General features: G+C 72.5%; 16 protein-coding genes and 1 pseudogene. 10 read left to right on the plus strand and 7 right to left on the minus strand.

Annotation, left to right across the window (positions count from 1 at the left end):
- Nucleotides 1-32: 32 nt before the first annotated feature.
- A complete protein-coding gene (locus AC5WRT_RS17770) occupies nt 33-863 on the plus strand; it encodes a tetratricopeptide repeat protein (protein WP_496094427.1) in 831 nt (276 codons plus the stop codon).
- A complete protein-coding gene (locus AC5WRT_RS17775; RefSeq protein WP_496094428.1) occupies nt 860-991 on the plus strand; it encodes a hypothetical protein in 132 nt (43 codons plus the stop codon). Before AC5WRT_RS17770 ends, AC5WRT_RS17775 begins: the two co-directional genes overlap by 4 nt.
- Nucleotides 992-1,479: 488 nt before the next feature.
- On the opposite strand, the gene AC5WRT_RS17780 is transcribed toward AC5WRT_RS17775, so the two are convergent.
- On the minus strand, nt 1,480-1,779 hold the full coding sequence (locus tag AC5WRT_RS17780) for a hypothetical protein (protein WP_496094429.1): 300 nt from the start codon (nt 1,777-1,779) through the stop codon (nt 1,480-1,482).
- Nucleotides 1,780-2,252: 473 nt separating this feature from the next.
- Between AC5WRT_RS17780 and AC5WRT_RS17785 the strand changes: the two genes are divergently transcribed.
- Nucleotides 2,253-3,257 (plus strand): trypsin-like serine peptidase, encoded by a 1,005-nt coding sequence (locus AC5WRT_RS17785; protein ID WP_496094430.1) that lies wholly within the window; start codon nt 2,253-2,255, stop codon nt 3,255-3,257.
- A 142-nt stretch (nt 3,258-3,399) separates the two neighbouring features.
- Entirely contained in the window at nt 3,400-5,046 is a 1,647-nt protein-coding gene (locus AC5WRT_RS17790) for an APC family permease (protein WP_496094431.1), read from the plus strand.
- On the opposite strand, the gene AC5WRT_RS17795 is transcribed toward AC5WRT_RS17790, so the two are convergent.
- Nucleotides 4,956-5,648 (minus strand): arabinofuranosidase catalytic domain-containing protein, encoded by a 693-nt coding sequence (locus AC5WRT_RS17795; RefSeq protein WP_496094432.1) that lies wholly within the window; start codon nt 5,646-5,648, stop codon nt 4,956-4,958. The genes AC5WRT_RS17790 and AC5WRT_RS17795 overlap by 91 nt on opposite strands.
- Nucleotides 5,567-5,983, minus strand: a complete 417-nt coding sequence (locus AC5WRT_RS17800) for an arabinofuranosidase catalytic domain-containing protein (protein WP_496094433.1) — start codon at nt 5,981-5,983, stop codon at nt 5,567-5,569. Before AC5WRT_RS17800 ends, AC5WRT_RS17795 begins: the two co-directional genes overlap by 82 nt.
- A 268-nt stretch (nt 5,984-6,251) precedes the next feature.
- Here AC5WRT_RS17800 and AC5WRT_RS17805 point away from each other — a divergent pair, with 268 nt between their 5' ends.
- Nucleotides 6,252-9,167 carry a lectin gene (locus tag AC5WRT_RS17805; RefSeq protein WP_496100378.1) on the plus strand — a complete coding sequence of 972 codons (2,916 nt, stop codon included), beginning with the start codon at nt 6,252-6,254 and terminating at the stop codon, nt 9,165-9,167.
- A gap of 56 nt (nt 9,168-9,223) precedes the next feature.
- Here the strand turns inward: AC5WRT_RS17805 and AC5WRT_RS17810 are convergent, their stop codons facing one another.
- Nucleotides 9,224-9,796, minus strand: a complete 573-nt coding sequence (locus AC5WRT_RS17810; protein ID WP_496100379.1) for a hypothetical protein — start codon at nt 9,794-9,796, stop codon at nt 9,224-9,226.
- A gap of 205 nt (nt 9,797-10,001) precedes the next feature.
- On the opposite strand from AC5WRT_RS17810, the gene AC5WRT_RS17815 reads away from it, so the two are divergent.
- Nucleotides 10,002-11,096 (plus strand): PP2C family protein-serine/threonine phosphatase, encoded by a 1,095-nt coding sequence (locus AC5WRT_RS17815; protein WP_496094502.1) that lies wholly within the window; start codon nt 10,002-10,004, stop codon nt 11,094-11,096.
- A 12-nt stretch (nt 11,097-11,108) separates the two neighbouring features.
- Here the strand turns inward: AC5WRT_RS17815 and AC5WRT_RS17820 are convergent, their stop codons facing one another.
- Entirely contained in the window at nt 11,109-11,915 is an 807-nt protein-coding gene (locus tag AC5WRT_RS17820; protein ID WP_496094436.1) for a maleylpyruvate isomerase family mycothiol-dependent enzyme, read from the minus strand.
- Nucleotides 11,916-12,002: 87 nt separating this feature from the next.
- Nucleotides 12,003-12,773, minus strand: a pseudogene (locus AC5WRT_RS17825) (ATP-binding protein); the annotation flags it as partial.
- Between the two features lie 101 nt (nt 12,774-12,874).
- Here AC5WRT_RS17825 and AC5WRT_RS17830 point away from each other — a divergent pair.
- A complete protein-coding gene (locus AC5WRT_RS17830; protein WP_496094437.1) occupies nt 12,875-14,941 on the plus strand; it encodes a SpoIIE family protein phosphatase in 2,067 nt (688 codons plus the stop codon).
- A gap of 125 nt (nt 14,942-15,066) precedes the next feature.
- Here AC5WRT_RS17830 and AC5WRT_RS17835 read toward each other — a convergent pair whose 3' ends face one another.
- Nucleotides 15,067-15,678 carry a TetR/AcrR family transcriptional regulator gene (locus AC5WRT_RS17835; RefSeq protein WP_496100380.1) on the minus strand — a complete coding sequence of 204 codons (612 nt, stop codon included), beginning with the start codon at nt 15,676-15,678 and terminating at the stop codon, nt 15,067-15,069.
- A 96-nt stretch (nt 15,679-15,774) separates the two neighbouring features.
- On the opposite strand from AC5WRT_RS17835, the gene AC5WRT_RS17840 reads away from it, so the two are divergent.
- The 3 genes from AC5WRT_RS17840 to AC5WRT_RS17850 all read left to right on the plus strand — a co-directional run bounded on the left by AC5WRT_RS17840 (nt 15,775) and on the right by AC5WRT_RS17850 (nt 18,978).
- Nucleotides 15,775-16,566, plus strand: a complete 792-nt coding sequence (locus AC5WRT_RS17840; RefSeq protein ID WP_496094439.1) for an SDR family NAD(P)-dependent oxidoreductase — start codon at nt 15,775-15,777, stop codon at nt 16,564-16,566.
- 216 nt (nt 16,567-16,782) lie between these two features.
- Nucleotides 16,783-17,553 carry a polysaccharide deacetylase family protein gene (locus AC5WRT_RS17845; RefSeq protein WP_496094440.1) on the plus strand — a complete coding sequence of 257 codons (771 nt, stop codon included), beginning with the start codon at nt 16,783-16,785 and terminating at the stop codon, nt 17,551-17,553.
- A 216-nt stretch (nt 17,554-17,769) separates the two neighbouring features.
- On the plus strand, nt 17,770-18,978 hold the full coding sequence (locus AC5WRT_RS17850) for an EfeM/EfeO family lipoprotein (RefSeq protein ID WP_496094441.1): 1,209 nt from the start codon (nt 17,770-17,772) through the stop codon (nt 18,976-18,978).
- Nucleotides 18,979-18,994: the final 16 nt, after the last annotated feature.

The raw sequence follows: 18,994 nt of genomic DNA on the forward strand, positions 1-18,994 counted from the left end.
GCCCCCGCACGCGGCGTCCGTATGCTCCGGGCATGAAGATCTTCCGGCCGCGCGGCCGAAAAGGCACGGGACAGACGGCGCCCTCTCCGTTGGTCCAGGCCATGACGCTCTACAAGGAGGGGCGCTATACCGAGGCAGAGGCCGAGGCGCGTGCCGTGGCCGAGGCACGGTCCGTGCTGCGTCTGGACCCCTACGAGCCGCTGGCCCTGAGCATCGCCGCGATGGCCCTCGGCTCCCAGGGCCGCCATGCCGACGCGCTCGCCCTGTACGACGAACTGCTGCCGGTGTTCGGCAGGACCTTCGGTGCCGAGCACTGGCAGACGCTCAAGCTCCGCTCGGACCGCGCCCAGGCGCTGATCGCGTTCGACCGGTATGCCGAATGCGAGGCGGAGTGCGCGGCCGTCGCCCGGATCGCCGACCGCCGCACAGGGGCGCAGATGCCGCTCGTAGCGGGGGCCGCCCGCAACGGACTGGTCTTCGCTCTCAACAAGCAGGGCCGTCACGAGGAGGCCGAGGCGCTCGCCCGCGAGGCCCTCGCCGCCCACCACGCACCGAGCAGACTCGCCGTGGTGCTCCGGCTCGGCCTGGCCCGCAGTCTCAACGGTCAGGGCCGCCACGAGGAGGCGCTCGCCGAGGCGGAACGCGCAGGGGCGGTGTGCGGTGAGATGCCCGAGGAACTGTCCCGCCCAGAGACCGGTGCCGTTGAACTGGCCGTCGCCACCGCCCTGTCGGGGCTCGGGCGCGAGGCCGAGGCCCGCGCCCGGGCCACGGCCGCCCACGACGCCTGCCGGGCGGTGTTCGGGCCGGACCATCAGCGGGCCGCCGAGGCGCGGGCACTGCTCGACCGCATCGACGGCCGGTGAGAATCCACGGCGGGTGGGACGGTGCGGCGGTCGCGCAGGGCCGGACGCCCTCCGAGCGGACCGACGACGCCGGCATCATCGACCCGGCCACCGCGGTACGCACCACCGAGGCCCGTTTCTGCGCCTGATTCGATCACTGGCTGCGCGGCCGCAGCGGACGGCTGACGGCGGAGCCGTCCGCGAAGCACCCGCACACGCTGTCCGTGAAGTGATCGCGGGGCCGTCGAGGAGGGCCTCGGCGCGCCACGGCGACCAGCTGGTGCCCCGCAGGCACCGTTCGCCCGTCAAGGAGCGGCGCCCGGTGCGTGCTGCCGGCGTGCCGGCCGGAAGCCCTCGTACTGGACGTACTCGGGCTTTCGGTCGGTGCGGCGAGAGTGCGTGCCGGGCGTCGCGACGGGGCGGACGTCGCCGGTTGGGGCACTGGCCGTTCCCGTCTGCCGCGCGACGCCATCCACGCTCCCCCACTGCCTCAAGGCCGTGGGAGGTGCCCCCACTCGCCCCACCGGCCCCAGACCGAGTGCGTCCCGTACGGGGCCCTGGGGCCGGCACGCCGAGAGCACGCACCTGACGCCGGGCGGCCGCCCTTCGGGCAACGACGCGAACGGTCGGACAGGCCCTAACACGAGGGAGCGGCGAAGCGCGTCAACTGGTCCCTGACCCACGGGTCGAACACGGCCAGCCGGTGCCGGGCCGCGGGGTTGAACCAGGCCAGCTGCCCGGCGACCCACGGATCCATGCACGCGAGGCCGTGGTGGCGGTGCGCGGTGCGCTCGGCGTGCGTCGTGACACCCACGGCGCCGTGTCCGGTGCCCCCGGGAGCTGCCGCCACCGCGGGACCGCCGGCGGCGAGAAGCGCGCCCGTGGCCATCGCGGCGGCGGCTCCGGCCGCGCCCACGTTCCGTATCAGCTTCTTCATGGCCTTGTCCTTCCGGTGGAGCCCTTGGCGATTCCCTGGCAGGTACGGGCGTCTACCCGGCAGGTCACACATCACTCCTCGGACACCGGCCCCGGAAGGCGGCCCGGTCCGGCGGTGCGGCGGCGTAGGCACCAGGTCGACACGGTGGCGCCGGAGAGGCCGAGACGATCGGCGGCCGCGGCACAGCCTGATCGGATGGGCGAGGCAGGGCCGGGGGCACCGCATGGTGCTCAGAGCCGAGGCCGGGCTCCAGCGGGCCGACGGATCGCGACCCACGGCCTGCGACTCACAGCCGCCGGCGCCGTGCCGTCCTCACCGCCGTCCGGCCGCGGCAGCCTGACGGGCCGACATGCCCGGGCGCACCGCCGCGAGTTGGCCGACTCGCCGTACCCCCACACCCCCCTGGACGCTGCGCCACCCGCCCTCACAGGCTTATGGTGGGCCGTCGCTTGCGTCCGCTCTGAGGGGAACGCATGGAGCCCAGGACCAGGATCGCGCGTTACGCCGCCCTCCGCGCGGCAGCCCTTCTGCTCTGCGCCGGCCTCACCACAGGGGCATCGGCGTCCGCCGACGCCGACCCGGCCGACCCGAACCCGCTCGCCGGCCGGCTCGACGCCTACTGGACGCCGGCCCGCATGGAGGCCGCGCTGCCGGCCGACGTGCTCAAGGGCACCGGGACCGGGACCGGGACCACGGAGTCCACCGTGTCCCCCACGGTGGACGGCCCCCGCCCGGGCGAGTACGTCCCGCCCAGCAGGAGCTTCGACGGCATCCCCCAGGCCGGCACGTTCTTCTGGACCGACACCACGGGTACCGGCCGGACGTGCAGCGGCTCCGTCGTGCACAGCCCCGGTCATGACCTGGTGCTGAGCGCCGGGCACTGCCTGAGGGGATACGCGGGCACCTCGCCCCGGCGGCACCTGGCCTTCGTCCCGCAGTACCACGACAGCCTCAAACCGTTCGGGATCTTCCCCGTCCGCGCCAACGGCGTCTACGTCCCGCAGCAGTACTACGACCTGGGCGAACACGCGGGAGCCGCATACGACTTCGCGTTCGCGGTCACCGAGCCCGACCAGGACGGCACCCGCCTGGAGGACGCGGTCGGCTCAGGGGTGCAGTTGCTCACCGGGACCGGCTACTACCACGCACCGGTGCGGATGATCGGCTACCCGGCGGGATCGGAGCGGCCGCTGGAGTGCTGGAGCTGGACCACCAGGTGGGAGAGTGACGATCCGGCCGACCCGGGCACGTTCCCCCGTATCGCCTGCGACGCCTTCGTGGGCGGCACCAGCGGCGGTCCCATGCTCCTGCCCCGGCCCGGCGGATGGGCGGTCGTCGGTGTGATCGGCGGCTACCACACCGGCGGCAACACCCCCCAGGTGTCGTACAGCGCCTACTTCGGCACAGCCACCCGTGACCTGTACCGCGCGGCGGTCACCGGCGCCCCGCCGGCCGGACCACACCTCAGTCCACGCTGACCGGACCGGCGCGTGCGGCCGTGTCAAAAGGTCGGTAAACGGTGTCTTCACGTCAAGTGCCATGACCGCGTCACCGTGGCACGATTAGTGATGAAAATCACCTACCGAGGGTGATGGGTCCCCTACGAGGGGGGTGTGGACCATGGCCGTGTCAGAGGCACAACCCGGTCGGAAGACTCACAGACCCGGGCTGCGGCGGGAGATCGGCTTCGTCGGTCTGATCTGGGCCTCGGAGGGCTCGATCATCGGGTCCGGGTGGCTCTTCGGCGCACAGGGCGCACTGGCGGCCGCCGGACCGGCGGCGATCATCTCCTGGGCCATCGGCGGCGTCGCGATCCTGATCCTGGCACTGGTGCACGCCGAACTCGGCGGCATGTACCCGGTCTCGGGCGGCACGGCGCGTTTCCCGCACTACGCCTTCGGCGGCGCGGCAGGCGCGTCGTTCGGCTGGTTCTCCTGGCTGCAGGCGGTCACCGTGGCACCCATCGAGGTGCTGGCGATGATCACCTACGGCCAGCACTACTCCTGGGCGAGCGGCTGGGAGAAGGTCAAGAGCGGTGAGCACGTCCTGACCCTGCCCGGCATCGCCGTGGCCGTCGGGCTGATGGCCGTCATCACGGCCATCAACTTCCTGAGCATCCGGCTGCTGGCCCGCACCAACAGCGCGGCGACCTGGTGGAAGGTCGGCATCCCACTGCTCACGATCTTCGTGTTCGCCATCGCCCAGTTCCACGCCGCGAACTTCACCGCAGCCGACGGTTTCAACCCGTACGGGGCCAAGGGCATCCTGTCCGCCGTGTCCACCAGCGGCATCATCTTCGCGCTGCTGGGTTTCGAACAGGCCGACCAGCTCGCCGGCGAGAGCGCCAACCCCAAGCGGGACATCCCGCGGGCGGTGATCGGGTCGATCGTCCTCGGCATCCTCATCTACATCCTGCTGCAGGTCGCCTTCCTCGCCGCGCTTCCCGCATCCCAGATCGGCAGCCACTGGGCCACCTCCGCGTACACCACGCTGAGCGGGCCGTTCGCCCAAGTCGCCACGCTCATCAGTCTGGGCTGGCTGGCCACGGTCCTCTATCTCGACGCCGTGGTGTCCCCGGCCGGCACCGGTCTGATCTACATCACCGGTTCCTCCCGGGTCTCCTACGGCCTGAGCCGCAACGGCTACGTGCCGTCCGCCTTCGAGAACACCAACCGGCGCGGCGTTCCGTGGGTGGGTCTGATCACCGCGTTCGTGATCGGTTGCATCTGCTTCCTGCCGTTCCCCAGCTGGCGTTCCCTCGTCGGCCTGATCACCAGCGCCAGCGTGCTGATGTACGCCGGGGCCCCGCTGTCCTTCGGGGTGTTCCGCAACCGGCTGCCCGACGCCCACCGGCCCTACCGGCTGTCGGGCGGCAACTGGCTGTCGCCGCTCGCCTTCATCGTCGCCAACCTGCTGATCCTGTGGTCGGGTTGGACCACCGACTGGAAGCTCGGCGTCGCCATCCTGATCGGCTACGTGATCCTGGTGGCGAACCGGGTGTTCAAGATGAACCCCATCACCCCCCAGCTCGACCTGCGCGCCGCCCAGTGGCTGCCGGTCTACCTGGTGGGCATGGGTCTCATCGTCTACCTCAGCGACTTCGGGCCGCTCAAGCACCCCTGGTTCCCGCTGTGGTGGGACATCGGTGTCACCGCCGCCTTCAGCCTCGTCATCTACTACTGGGCGATGGCGGTGGCGCTGCCGAGCGAGCAGATCCAGGGGATGATCGACAAGGTGGTGGTCCCCGAGGAAGAGGAGGTCCTCTGAGCTCCTCCGGGACGGCACGGCGGTCCGACCGGTCCGCGCTCAGCCGAGCCGGAACTTCTGGGCCGCCGAGCCGTTGCAGTCCCAGATCTGCTGCCGCGTGTCATTGACCGCGGCCCCACCGGGCGAGTCGGGCACCGACCGGACCGGGGGTTCAGCAGCGAGCCGTCGCTCCGCTGCACCCACTTCTGCCCGCCCACACCGTTGCAGTCCCACAACTCCACCTGCGCGCCGTTCGCCGTCCCGTCGCCGTCGATGTCCGGACACCGGCCCAGCGTGCGCAGGCTGCCGTCGGCGACGGGCGTCCAGTGGTGGTCCTCGGCGTACGACTGGCAGTCCCACAGCTGTACGGCCGCCCCGTTGACGCCGGTGTCGTCGGCCGCCACGTCGACGCACCTGCCGCCGGGTCCGGTGACGGGGCCCCGGGGGCCGTCGGGAACGTTCGTCTCGCCGGAGCAGCCGACGGAGACGACGTTCGCCTGGACCGCGTTCTCGGAGGCGTCGGTCGGGCAGCCGGCGACCATCACGCCCTCGAAGAAGGTACCCATGTTCCAGTTGCTGTTGTCGCCGCCGGTGCCGAGGATGAGGCCGCCCTCCTGCTGCATGGGGTGGTAGCCACCGCGGGTGGGCAGAGCGCCGTCCCGCCAGATGGTGGGCCGCCCGACTGCGCGTCACCGCCCTCGAGGGCGTACCGCGTCTGGCCGTTGTTCTTCAGTACCGCCGTGACGAAGGTGCTGTTGTCCCCCCGGTTGGCGGTGTCGGAGCCGTTGTCCCCCTGGAACACGCCGTTCTCCAGGTCGGCCTCCACCCAGGGCCCGGAACCGGTGCACGGCGCGAAGCAGTACGTGATCGCTAGGCTGGCCGCGTCCATGTGGCCGTTGCCGGTGTCGGCCGGTGTGCCCTCGGCGTTGCCGTAGTCGAAGCAGCAGGCGGAACCCACGTGGGTGCCGCCGGCTCCTCAGTGGGGGGCAAGTGCGTTGTCGGACAGGCGACTTGGAGCGGTGAGCGGCCGTTGGGGAACGTGCGCACGCTGATGGTCGCCGTCAAGATTTGTTGCTTCGACCTTATGAAAAGCTTTGCTCTTGCGCAACGTGGCGATTTCTCCATCGATGTGACGTCACATCAGGCGAAACGGCTGATTCTGCACCGCGCGTCCTTGACAGCAGGGACTGTAGGGGCGAGCTTCGGGACAACGTTGTCGAAGGGACATGGTCACGATGGTGCCGTTCCGCCTTCTGTCCGTGCTGGCCACCGGCGCCCTGCTCGTCGGTGCCGCCTCCGCCCCCGCTCCTGCCGCCCCCGTCCCGCTCGCGCCGGTCGCCGATCCGGCCTCCTACGTCGATCCGTTCATCGGGACCTCGCACGCGGCCGACGACTTCCCCGGGGCCGACGTCCCGTTCGGGATGGTCCAGTGGAGCCCCGACACCAGCCCGCACCGGCCGGACGGCGGCGGCTACGAGTACACCGACTCGACCATCACCGGGTTCGGTCTCACCCACATCGCCGGACCCGGCTGCCGGGCCGCCGGCGACATCCCGGTCCTGCCGACCCTGGGCGCGGTCGACACGCGCGCCACCGACAGCTTCTCGCACAGCCACGAGTCCGCCGTGCCCGGCTCCTACACGGTGACGCTGGACAACGGTGTGAGGACCGAACTGACCGCCACGACCCGCAGCGGCATGGCCCGCTTCACCTTCCCCGCCACCAGCCGGGCGAACCTCGTCCTCAAGCTCACGGACAGCGAGAACGGGGACACCGCCGCCGAGTTCGACGTGGTGAACGACAAAGAGGTCACAGGCAAGGTCACCAGCGGCAATTTCTGTGGTGAGGGCAACTCCTACACCGTCTACTACGACATGGTCTTCGACCGGCCGTTCCGTCACAGCGGTACGGCGCTCGCCGCCGCGACCCCCACCACCCCGAGGAGCAACGCCTCCCCCAACGCCCCCGAGGCGCCGAACAAACCGACGCTGCACGGCACCGTGCCCCGTAGGCCGCACGCCCTCGCGCCCCGTACGAGCGGCTCCGACGGCTATGTCACGTTCGACACCACCACCCACCGGACCGTTCAGGCCAAGGTCGGCATCTCCTATGTGTCGGCCGCGGACGCCGTGGGCAACCGGCAGGCGGAGAACCCCGGCTGGGACCTGGCCAAGGTGCGCGGCGCGGCGTACGGCTCCTGGAAGTCCCTGCTGGGCCGGGTGCGGATCGCCGGCGGGACAGCCGCTCAGCGGACCGTCTTCTACACCGCGCTCTACCACGCGCTGCTGCACCCGAACGTGATCAGCGACACCAACCGCCGCTATCCCGGCTTCGACGGCAAGGCCCACACCGTGGACAAGGGGCACGGCGCCGCCTACGCCAACTATTCGGGCTGGGACATCTACCGCTCGCAGGCCCAGCTCGAAGCCCTCGTCGCCCCACGGACCGCCTCGGACACCGCCCAGTCGATGGTCGACGCCTACCGGCAGACCGGCCTGTTCCCCAAGTGGTCGGAGAACAACGGGGAGACGTACGTCATGGTCGGCGACCCGGCGGACGAGATCCTGGCCGACTACTACGCCTTCGGGGCCCGGAACTTCGACACCGCCGCCGCGCTCGAGGGCATGATCGCGGAGGCCACCGTCCCCAACGGCAACCGTCCCGGGCTCGCCCGTCTCGAGCAGCTGGGCCGGCTGCCCAGCAACGGCAAGTACGGCTGCTGCAACTTCTACGGACCGGCCTCCACCACTCTCGAGTACGACTCGGCGGACTTCGCGGTCTCCGCCCTCGCCGGTGCCCTCGGACACACCGCCGATCAGCGCCGGTTCGTGGACCGGGCGCAGGACTGGCGGAACCTGTTCGATTTCGGCAGCGGATTCATCCAGCCCCGTGACGCCTCGGGCACCTGGACGGCCGGTTTCTCGCCGACCTCGGGCAAGAACTTCGTCGAGGGCGACTCCTGGCAGTACACGCCGATGGTGCCGTTCGACGTGCACGGACTGGCCACCGCCATGGGCGGCGACGCGGCCCTGGCCACGTACCTGGACACGGACCTGTCGTCGCTGACCGGCGCCGGCGGACACACGGACCTCGGCAACGAACCCAGCCTCGAGATCCCCTGGGAATACGACTACATCGGCCGCCCGTACCAGACGCAGAAGGTGGTGCGGCAGGTCCAGGACCAGATCTGGACCGACGGCCCGTCCGGTCTCGCGGGCAACGACGACCTGGGCGAGATGAGCTCGTGGTACGTCTGGTCCGCCCTCGGCATGTACCCGCAGACCCCGGGCACCGCCGACCTGGCCCTGGGAAGCCCACTCTTCACCCAGGCGGTGATCACCCTGCCGTCCGGGCACACCCTCACCATCAACGGCACCGGCGCGGCGGACGACGCTCCGTACGTCCGGTCGGCCACCTGGAACGGCACGGCGTGGAACGCGGCACACGCGCCCGACGGCGCCCTCACCGGCGGCGGCACCCTCACCTATGTGCTCGGCACGACTGCCGACACGGCGTGGGCGTCGGACGCCTCGGCAGCGCCGCCCTCCTACCCGGGCACGCCCGGCCGCACCGACGTGGGAACCTCCGGTGACACCGCCGCGGCCTCGGCCGACTTCGACGGCGCGGGCTTCAGCTACTCGGCGCACGCCCTGGCCGCCGCCGGGGTCTCGCCGGGCTCGAAGGTCACCGCGAACGGGGTCACGTTCACCTGGCCCGACGTGGCGTCCGGCGCGCCGGACAACTACGAGGCGAACGGCCAGACGGTCCGGGTGTCCGGCTCCGGCAGCATCTCCTTCCTGGGGGCGGCCAACAACGGCCCGGTGTCCGGCACCGCGACCGTCACCTACACGGACGGCACCACCCAGTCGGTCCCCCTCGGGCTGTCCGACTGGACGCTGAGCGCGGGCGCCTCATCACCGCTGCCCGGCAACTCGGTCGCGGTGACCATGCCCTACCGCAACCATGCGGGCACCGCGTCCGACGCCACCACCGCGTATGTGTTCGCCACGGCACCGGTGGCCCTGAGTCCGGGCAGGACGGTCGCCGACGTGCGCCTGCCGTCCGACGTCGCGGCCGGAGGCCTGCACGTCTTCGCGATCGGCTTCGGTGCCGGGACGCCCGGTCGGGCGCGGCACAGGTGAACGTCCTTGCCGGCTCGGTGGCGCGGACCCCTCCGACGGCACCGGGCCGGCGGGCGTCAGGTACCCGGCCCCGGCCGGTCCGCGTTCCGCGGGGAGCGGGCCAGGTCCCGCGCCCGGGCCGCCCGGGTCAGCAGGCGCGCGCGTGCGCGGGGCCACCCGGCGAGGTCGGCAAGCAGGAGGGCGACCACCAGCCAGGAGGCGACGAGCACGCCGGCCGGTGCCGTCACGGTGTCGTACACGGCGAGCGCGAGCGCGAGGACGGCGACGACGAGAATCAGTGGGCGGCGCAACCGCTCCTCGTCGGCGGCCCGGCGCAGACCGTCCGCGTACTCGACGACGGCGGGAGCCAGTGCGGGTTCGCCGACGGCCTCGCCCCGCCGGGTGGCGCGCACCACCGCAGCGCGGCCGGCGGGGTCCAGGTCCCCGGCCCCGGGCCACGCCCGGCCCATGCGCCGCGCCGTCCTGATGCCGTGGAACGGGCCCAGGATCAGGAAGACGACCGCGGCGCCCGACCACGAGCCGGACTCCACCAGCACGAAGGCGGCGAAGAAGACACCGGCGGGCAGCCCGGTGCCCAGCGCCCTGCGCACCGGGCTCTGCTGCCACAGCCGGCCAGGAACCAGGATCACCCGCCCAGAGTGACGATCAACGGCCGTGGCAGCAATCACCGAAACACCGCGCGGCGCGGCCGGAACATGCCGTTGAGTGGAGCAATCCGCGGGTTACGGGGGCCCGGCGCACCAGGCTGGTCGGGTGACGCACGGACGGACCGGCCGCACGCCGGAGGACGGCAGCACGGCCCCGCGACCTGGGTTGCCGGAGCCTCCCGCGTGGCTGCGCTGGCTGCCGGTGCTGTACGTCGCGGCCGTGCTGCTGCTGGAGCCGCTCACGCCCGTGGACTGGCCGGTGAGCTTCGTGCTCATCGCCGTACCTCTGGTGGCCGCGTTCGCGCACGGTCCGGTCGCCGTCGCCGCCGCCGCGGTGTTCGCCCTCGTCATGGAAGGGGTGCTCGCCGGCACGCCGTGCTGTGCGGGCCGGCCCGTGGGCTATCTGTGGGACCGGCACTACGTCGCCTCCTACGTCTGCACGGCCCTGGTCGGCGTCCTCGGCACGATCCTGGCCGCCCACCGCATCCGGCGCGAGCGGACGCTCGCCGACGTGCGGCACGTCGCCGAGACCGCGCAACGGGTCCTGCTGCGCCCCCTGCCGCACCGGATCGGCAGGCTCCGTCTGGAGAGCCTGTACCTGTCCGCCGCCGCCGAGGCCCGTATCGGCGGCGATCTGTACGAGGCCGTCCCCACCCGTTACGGGGTCCGTCTGCTCATCGGTGACGTCCGCGGCAAGGGACTGCTCGCGGTGGAGACCGCCGCCGCGCTGCTCGGAGCCTTCCGCGAGGTGGCCTACGACGAACCCGGGCTGCTCGACGTGGTCGACCGGGTGGACACGAGCATGAACCGCCGAGCCATGTGGCTCGGCGGGACGGAGACGGCCGAGCGGTTCGTCACCGCGGTGTTCGCCGAGATCCCCGCCGAGGGTCACCTCGTCCGCATCGTCAACTGCGGTCACCCGCCGCCGATCCGGTTGCGGGCCGGGGACGTGCGGGAACTGGACGGCGGGCGTCCGGCGCCTCCCCTGAATCTCGGCATGCTGGTCGAGGACCCGTACCACGTCGACACCTACCCGTTCCGGCCCGGCGACCAGCTGCTGCTCTACACGGACGGCGTCACGGAGACCCGGGACGCGTCCGGCGTCTTCTACCCGCTGCTGGACCGTCTCCGTTCCTGGGGTCCCCTCCCACCGAAAGAGCTGCTCGCCCGGATCCACGACGACCTCCTGGCCCACAGCGACCGCGGCCTCGCGGACGACACCGCGGCGCTCGCGGTCTGTCTGCTGCCCGAGGAGCCGCCTGCCGGGTCGCCGGACGCGTGAGCACGGCCCGGGTCAGAAGGCGGTGCGGGCGAACCAGTTGTCGAGGACCTCGGTCCGACCGGCGACCTCGAAGGCGGGCTCCTGGTAGGACCGCCGGCCGTAGAGGAGGAGCAGCAGGTCCGCCGCCCGGCCGCGCACCGACGCCGTGACCGGCCCGAGTTCCCCGGCCTCCCGGTCCACCAGGCGGAAGCCGTCCGGCTCCAGTCGCACCCGCCACTCCTCGCCTGGGCGGCCGTCGCCGTCCGTGCACCGGAACCCGACGGTCTCACCGTCGCCGCGCAACGTGGTCACACCGGGCGCGAAGAGTCCCGCGTAGGGCAGGTTGACGAGGAACTCGTCCACGCCGTCCGCGGCGAGCACGGGGTCGACGGCGGAGGTGAGCCCGACGGCGTGCTCCGCGTCCACCCGGTGCACCAGCGTCTCGAACAGCATCCGGCGGGCCCAGAAGCGGGCGTGCCGGTCCGCTCCCCATGCCCACATCGGTGCCTCGGGATCGGTGTCCCGCAGGACGGCCGCCACGGCGGGCACCCCCGCCGCCACCCAGCCGGGCTGGTCCCGCTCGTCCTCGGGGAGCCCCAGCTCCACGTCGCGGCGGCGGGGCGGCTCCTGCACCAGACCCGTCAGGAGGGTGCTGAACCAGCGCTGCAACGCTCCGACGTGCCGGGTGAGGTCGGCCAGCGTCCAGCCGGGGCAGGAGGGAACGGCGGTGGCCGGGTCGACGCCCTCGGCCACCTCGGCGAAACGCAGGGTCTCGCGGGCAACGGCCTCGCGGTAGGTGTCGTACGGCAGAGGATGCTCCGCCCCGTTCGTCGCTGTCATGGGCTGCCGCCGTCCTGTCTGTCCTCGGCACGGATCTCGTCGGGGCCAGTGTGGATCCTGGAGTGCGCTCGAAGGCAAATCAGCGGCTCAGGGGATCTCCTGCTCGGCCCAGATGATCTTCCCGGCGCCGGTGTACCGGACGCCCCACCGATGGGCGAGCTGGGAGACCAGGAAGAGCCCGCGGCCTCCCTCGTCCGTGCTTCTGGCATGCCTGAGGCGTGGGGCCGTGCTGCTGCCGTCGAAGACCTCGCAGGTGAGGCGGGCGTCGCGCAGCAGCCGCAGCCGTATGGGCAGGTCGGCGTAGCGGATGGCGTTGGTGACGAGTTCGCTCACCACGAGTTCCGTCGTCATGGCCGCTTCGTCGCCGAGACCCCAGTCCTGCACCTGGCGGGTGGGCGGTGCCGCCGGTCAGGGCGGGGGGCAGCAGGCTGCGCTGCAGGGTGATCGCCGCCGTGTGCTCCCGGGGGTCGCGGCGGGCGTTGTCCACGCACACCGCCGCGCGGGCCACCAGTTCCCGGGCCAGCAGGACGTCGTCGGGTCCGAAGGAGGCGGGGTTGAGCGAGCGGGCGAACGTGGTGAGGCCGAAGGCGGTGTTCGGGCGCGCATCGGCACGGCGATGAGCGAGTGCAGGCCGTACGCGCGGATGCGTTCCGCGCGCTCGGGTTCCCGGTCGGTCCACAGCTTGCCGGAGGGGTCGAGGACCGGGATGAGCAGCGGATCGCCGTCAATGATCAGCCGTGCGTCCTCGGGCGGTGGGAGGAAGTCGACCCGCTCGCCGACCTGCACGACGGCCTCGGGGCTGCCCTGGCGGACCGAGCGCACCGCGGCCCGGCGCATCGCGGGCCGGGCGGGCGCGGGTCCGGCGTCGCTCAGGTTGGGCCGGGCCGCCGACGGAGGGACCATGGAAGCACCGGTCGTCAGCACCCGCGCCCGGCCGCCCGCTGGAGGTGAGAACCGGCATGGCTGTGGACTCCTTCGACACCGGCGACGAGGAGCAGGCCGAGGGGCTGCCCAGGCCGACCGGGCTGCTGGACGTGCTGAGCGTGGCCGCGGTCGCCCTGGACGTCCGCGGCCGTGTCGTCTTCTGGACTCCGCAGGCCGAGGAACTCTTCGGTTACTCCTCGCAGGAGGCCCTCGGCAAGCCCGCGGCACCCCTGCTCGTCCACCCGGAGCATCTGCAGGCCGTGATGAGCCTGTTCGCCGAGGTGCTGGAGAGCGGCCGGGGATGGGCCGGCGCGTTCCCGGTGCGGCACAAGGACGGCAGCAGCCGGCTGACGGAGTTCCGGACCATGCGGCTGCTGGACGACCACGGCGAGGTCTACGCCCTGGGGATCGCTGCCGACCACACCCTGCTGCAGCGGGTCGAGACCGACCTGGCCCTGTGCGAGCGACTGATCAACCAGTCCCCCATCGGCCTGGCCCTGCTCGATCCCGCCCTGCGGTATCTCCTGGTCAATCCGGCGCTGGAGCGGATCGACGGCCTGCCCGCCGAGGACCACATCGGCCGTCATCTGAGGGAGACCCTGCCCTTCCCGGACGTCGACACCGTCGAGGCGGCCCTGCGCCAGGTGATCACGACGGGTACGCCGCTGCTGGACCAGTTCCATGTGGGCCGCCCCCCGGCCGATCCCGGCCATGAGCACGCCTGGTCGTTGTCCTTCTACCGTCTGGAGGACCCGGGCGGCCGGGTGCTGGGCGCGGCGGTATCGGTCGTCGACGTCACCGAGCGGCACCTCGCGGCCGCCGAGGCCGACCGGGCTCGGCGGCGCCTGGCGCTCATCGCGGACGCCTCCGCCCGGGTCGGCACCGCGCTGGACGTGGAGCAGACCGCCCGAGAACTGGCGGAGATCGCGGTGCCGGCGCTGGCCGACGTGGTCGCCGTGGACGTCCTCGACTCCGCCCTGTCCTGCCGCCGTATGCGCCGACCGGACAACGGGCCGGAGATCTTCCGCGCCCTCGCCCTGAAGGCGGCCCAGCCCACGGTCGCCCTGCGCGCCGCCGACCCTCCCGGCGACATCGCCTGCTACGAGGGCGACCGGCTGGTGACGCTGTGCGTCCACACCGGGCGTCCGGTTCTGCTGCGGCGGGTCGGGCCGCGCGATCTGCCGCGCATCGCCCGGGACGCCGAGGCCGGCGCCCTGCTCGCCGAGGCCGGCGTCCACTCCTACCTCGCGGTGCCGCTGATCGCGCACGGTGAGGTGCTCGGCGCGCTCGACCTCAAGCGGACCGGCAACCCGCAGCCGTTCGACGAGGACGACGTGGTCCTCGCCACCGAACTGGCCGGCCGGGCCGCGGTGGCCATCGACAACGCCCGTTGGTTCCAGAGCGTCCGCAACACCGCACTCACCCTCCAGCGCAGCCTGCTGCCCGACCACCCCCCGCACCACACGGGCCTGGAACTCGCCTCCCGCTACCAGCCCGCACAGGCCACGAGCGAGGTCGGCGGGGACTGGTACGACGTCATCCCGCTGGATCAGGAGAAGACGGCACTGGTGGTGGGCGACGTCATGGGCAACGGCATCGACGCGGCCGCCACGATGGGCCGGCTGCGCACCGCGACCTGCGCCTACGCCGATCTCGACCTCGCCCCCGACGCGGTGCTCCAGCACCTGGACAGGATCACCTGCGACCTGGAGCACTACATCGTCACCTGCCTGTACGCCGTGTACGACCCCGCCACCGGGCAGTGCTGCGTCGCCAACGCGGGACACATGCCGCCGGCCCTCGCGCGACCCGGTGACACGCCGAGGCTCCTGGAACTTCCGACCGCGGCACCGCTCGGCGTCGGGGGCGTCCGGTTCGAGACCACGCAGGTCGGACTCCGCCCCGGCGACGTGCTCGTCCTCTACACCGACGGCCTCGTGGAGACCCGTCAGCACGCCATCGACGACCGGCTGAACGCCCTGCTGGACCTTCTCGACGAGCCGCGCAGGCCGTTGGAGGAGACCTGCGACGTCCTGCTGTACGGTCTGCGCCACCCCGACGACCACGACGACGTGGCGCTGCTCGTCGCGCGGGCCCTGTAGGCCGCGCCGGGATCGGCCGGGCCCGCCCCTTCCCCGCGAGTACAAGCGGCGGTGCGCCGACGACGAGTACGCCGCCGGGATCGCCTGGCACCACCCGGGTGGGCAGCCGCCCGGGCCCCGCCGCCCTACTGTGCCGCCGGCTCCCCTGAGGCCGCCTCGGAGGGCCGGTCGGCGGCCCCGCGCACGAGCAGCAGAAGGGCGTCGACCAGGTCCTCGGCGGGGCTGCCCGTGGCCAGCCTCCGCAGTTGCAGGCCCATCACGAGGGCGACCGTCGTGGCGGCCAGGCGCTCGGCGTCCGGGACGCCGAGCGCGGTGAGGATGCGGGTGGCGAGCAGGTCGTAGGCCCGGAACGCCTCGGCCGCCGCCTCCCGCAGCCGCTCGTCGCGTCCGGCGTGCAGGTACAGCTCGAAGGGCGCCAGATGCGCGCTGCCCAGCGCCGCGCCGCAGGCCACCTGGCCGGCCAGGGACGCCGCGTCCTCGACGGCCAGGCCCTCCGTCCGGCACTGCTCGGCGAGTTCGGTGAAGTGCCGCGCCTCCTCGCGGACGAAGTGCAGCAGGCTCTCCCGCAGCAGGTCGTGCTGGGTCTCGAAGTGGTAGGTGACCGAACCGAGGGACACGCCCGCCTCCTTGGCGATCCGCCGGTTCGTGACCGCGGCTACCCCGTCCTCGTCGATGATCCGCAGGACGGCGGTGATGATGCGTCGGCGCATCGGGGCGGAGGGGGCGGCGTGCTGCATGACGTGCATTCTTCCATCACCCGGTGCTCACGCCGGTGGACAGGCGGCCCACCGCCCCGTACTGTTCGTTCGAACGAACAAGAAGGGGAGCCAGTCGTGCGCATTTCCGGGTCGACCGTTCTGCTCACCGGTGTCACCGGCGGCATCGGTGGCGCCCTCGCCGCCGAGTTGTCCGCTCGTGGCGCCCGTCTCGTGCTCACGGGCCGGCGGTCCGAGGCGCTCGAACCGCTCGCCCGGCGCTACGGCGCCCGCGCGATCACGGCCGATCTCGCCGACCCGGACGACGTACGACGACTGGCCGAGGAGGCCGCCGGCACGGACATCCTGATCGCCAACGCGGCCCTGCCCTCCAGCGGCGACGTGCTCGACTACACGCCGGAGCAGATCGACCGGGCCCTCGCGGTGAACCTGCGGGCTCCGGCCCTGCTCGCCCGGCTGCTCGCTCCGGCCATGGTGGCCGCCGGGCACGGACACATCTGCTTCGTCGGCTCGCTGTCCGGCATCGCCGCCACCAAGTCGTCTGCCCTGTACAACGCGGCGAAGTTCGGGCTGCGCGGCTTCTCCCTGGCCTTCCGCCAGGATCTGCACGGCACGGGTGTCGGCGTCTCGATCGTCCAGCCCGGGTTCGTGCGCGAACTGGGCATGTTCGCGCAGACGGGCTCGTCGACCCCCGCCGGTGTCCGCACGGTCTCACCGGCGCAGGTGTGCAAGGGCGTGACGCGAGCGATCGAGCGCGACCTCGCCGAGCTCAGCGTGGCCCCGCCGGAGCTGCGAATCCTCACCAGGGTGGCGGCGCAGTTCCCGGGGCTGGCCGAGCGCGTGCAGCGGCTGGCGGGGGTGGAGACCACGATGAACACGATCGTGGCCGCGCAGCGGGAGAACCGCTGACGCCGCTGCGGGACGGTGGCCCGGCCGGGGCCCGCGGCCTGTCCGCATCCGTCCCCGCGCGCCGTTGATCCCGACGGCATCTGTCGCAAAGGCGCCCCGGAATTGTCCGTGATCGGTAACAGGCGGATCCCACGATCAACTCCGGCCGTCCTGACAGGTGCACGGAACACGGGGTGCACAACAGCACAGGGACACGGCACGGAAACGGGGCGGGGCATGGCGCGGCACAGTGGGCGGGGCTGGTACGGCAGTATGGTCGCGGCGGCGGTGGGGGTCACGGCGGTGGCGGTCGCCGCCTCGGTCTGGACGGCGCAGGCGGGCCAGTCGGGCGGCGGCCCGGGCCGGCCTGGTGCCCCGGCCCGGCACGCGGCGACGGCGGCACCGGTGTCCGCCGACATCGTCCACGCCTCGGACGGCGGCGCGCACGCGGTCAACATCACCATCGACGACGGCCCGGACCCGGTGTGGACCCCGCAGGTGCTCCAAGTGCTGCGGGAGAACGGCGTGAAGGCGACGTTCTGCATGATCGGCCCGCAGGCCGCGGCGCATCCGGAGCTGGTCCGGCAGGTGGTGGCGGCCGGGCACCGGCTGTGCGACCACACGGTGTCGCACGACACCACGATGGACAAGAAGTCCGACGCCTACCAGTCGCAGGAGATCCTTCAGGCCGAGCGACAGATCACCCAGGCGTCCGGTGGGGTCCGGCCGATGTACTACCGGGCACCGGGCGGCGCGTTCACCCCGTACAGCCGGCACCTGGCGGCCTCGCACGGGATGCGGCCGCTGGGCTGGAACGTGGACTCCAAGGACTTCGAGCGGCCGGGCACGGACGCCATCGTCGCCACTGTCAAGGGCGAGCTGGCCAACGGGCCGACGATCCTGTTCCACGACGCGGGCGGCGACCGCTCGCAGACCGTCGCCGCGCTGCGCGCCGTCCTGCCGTGGCTGAAGCAGCAGGGGTACGGGTTCGGTTTCCCGGTGCGCTGAACGGGCGGCCGGGCAAGGCGGCTTCAACCAGGCGAGGCACACCGCACACCCGTCTTCGCACCGCTTGTCCTCGACGCCTGCGGAGCGGCAACCGGCCAATGACCGGTGAACCCCGGGCGAATTCTTGGCCATCGAAGTCCTGGGACGGCTGTTCGGATCCGGAGGGATGCCTACCATGAGGCCGCTGCGTACGACGTCGTCCCGGAAAGGCTCGCCATGCCGTTGCCTCGCCTCGGCACGCGGTCCGTTCGTCTCCGGACGGCCCCCGCCGTGTTCGTCGTCCTCGCCGTGGCCCTCGCGGGCACGCTCCTGGCGTTCCCGCTGGGCGGCACACGGCCCGGACGGCCCGCCGGCCGCTCGTCCGGGCACGTCGTCATCGACGTGTCGGAGAGCCGCTGCGGCCGCGGCTGGAGCCGGCCCGAGCCCGGGGTGCGAACCTTCGACCTGCACAACACCTCCGACAGCGCCGCCGAGGTCTACCTGGAGGACCCCGGCAGTCGGCTGGTGTACGGGGAGGTGGAGGGCCTCGGCCCCGGCACGACACGGCAGTTGACCGTACGGCTCGGCAAGGGTGCGTACGCCTTCAAGTGCGTGCCGGACGACGCCGACGCCGTCACCGGACCCACCGTGCACATCGCCGGCGGGCAGCGCGGACCGGGTGCCGCGCCGGTCTCGGAGCACGATCTGATTCCGCCCGCCCTCGCCTACCAGAAGTGGATCGGCGGCGGACTCGACGAGGTCGTCCGGCTGACGACGAGGCTCCGGGACGCGATCGACCGGGGCGATCTCGCCGCGGCCCGGTCGGCCTGGCTGCCGGCGCACCTGGAGTACGAGCGGCTGGGCGCGGCGTACGACGCCTTCGGCGACGCCGACACGGCGATCAACGGCACCGACGCCGGCCTGCCCGGTGGCGTGCACGACAAGGACTTCGCCGGGTTCCACCGCGTCGAGTACGGGCTGTGGCACGGTGAGCCGGCCGGCGGTCTGCGCGCCCCGGCGACGGCGTTGGTGCGGGCCGTGACCCGGCTGCGCGACAACTGGTCGCAGACCCGCATGGACCCCGCCCAGCTGGGGCTGCGCGCACACGAGATCCTGGAGAACACCGTGCAGTTCGAGCTGACCGGCCGCACCGACTACGGCAGCGGCAGCAACCTCGCCACCGCCCGCGCCAACCTGGACGGCACCCGCGAGGTGCTGTCGCGGATCGAGCCGCTGCTGCGGACGCGGTACGCCGGTCTGCCCGAGCTCCACAAGGAGTTGGACCGCGCCCAGCACACCCTGGACGCATTCGGCCACGGAGGTTCCTGGGTCCCGCCGGACCGTCTCACCCGTGCACAGCGGGAGGACGTGAACGCCGTGCTCGGCGACCTGGTGGAGCGGCTGGCGCCGGTGGCGACCCTGTGCGACCCGCGGAGGACCGTGTGAGCGACATCCGCCGAGC

The organism is Streptomyces sp. NTD91 (genome assembly GCF_059510455.1).

Excerpts from the sequence above, each read along its gene's own strand:
- AC5WRT_RS17770 (WP_496094427.1), top strand. The coding sequence starts at position 33 with ATGAAGATCTTCCGGCCGCGCGGCCGAAAAGGCACGGGACAGACGGCG.
- AC5WRT_RS17780 (WP_496094429.1), bottom strand. The coding sequence starts at position 1,779 with ATGAAGAAGCTGATACGGAACGTGGGCGCGGCCGGAGCCGCCGCCGCG.
- AC5WRT_RS17785 (WP_496094430.1), top strand. The coding sequence starts at position 2,253 with ATGGAGCCCAGGACCAGGATCGCGCGTTACGCCGCCCTCCGCGCGGCA.
- AC5WRT_RS17790 (WP_496094431.1), top strand. The coding sequence starts at position 3,400 with ATGGCCGTGTCAGAGGCACAACCCGGTCGGAAGACTCACAGACCCGGG.
- AC5WRT_RS17795 (WP_496094432.1), bottom strand. The coding sequence starts at position 5,648 with ATGCAGCAGGAGGGCGGCCTCATCCTCGGCACCGGCGGCGACAACAGC.
- AC5WRT_RS17805 (WP_496100378.1), top strand. The coding sequence starts at position 6,252 with ATGGTCACGATGGTGCCGTTCCGCCTTCTGTCCGTGCTGGCCACCGGC.
- AC5WRT_RS17820 (WP_496094436.1), bottom strand. The coding sequence starts at position 11,915 with ATGACAGCGACGAACGGGGCGGAGCATCCTCTGCCGTACGACACCTAC.
- AC5WRT_RS17830 (WP_496094437.1), top strand. The coding sequence starts at position 12,875 with ATGGCTGTGGACTCCTTCGACACCGGCGACGAGGAGCAGGCCGAGGGG.
- AC5WRT_RS17835 (WP_496100380.1), bottom strand. The coding sequence starts at position 15,678 with ATGCAGCACGCCGCCCCCTCCGCCCCGATGCGCCGACGCATCATCACC.
- AC5WRT_RS17845 (WP_496094440.1), top strand. The coding sequence starts at position 16,783 with ATGGCGCGGCACAGTGGGCGGGGCTGGTACGGCAGTATGGTCGCGGCG.
- AC5WRT_RS17850 (WP_496094441.1), top strand. The coding sequence starts at position 17,770 with ATGCCGTTGCCTCGCCTCGGCACGCGGTCCGTTCGTCTCCGGACGGCC.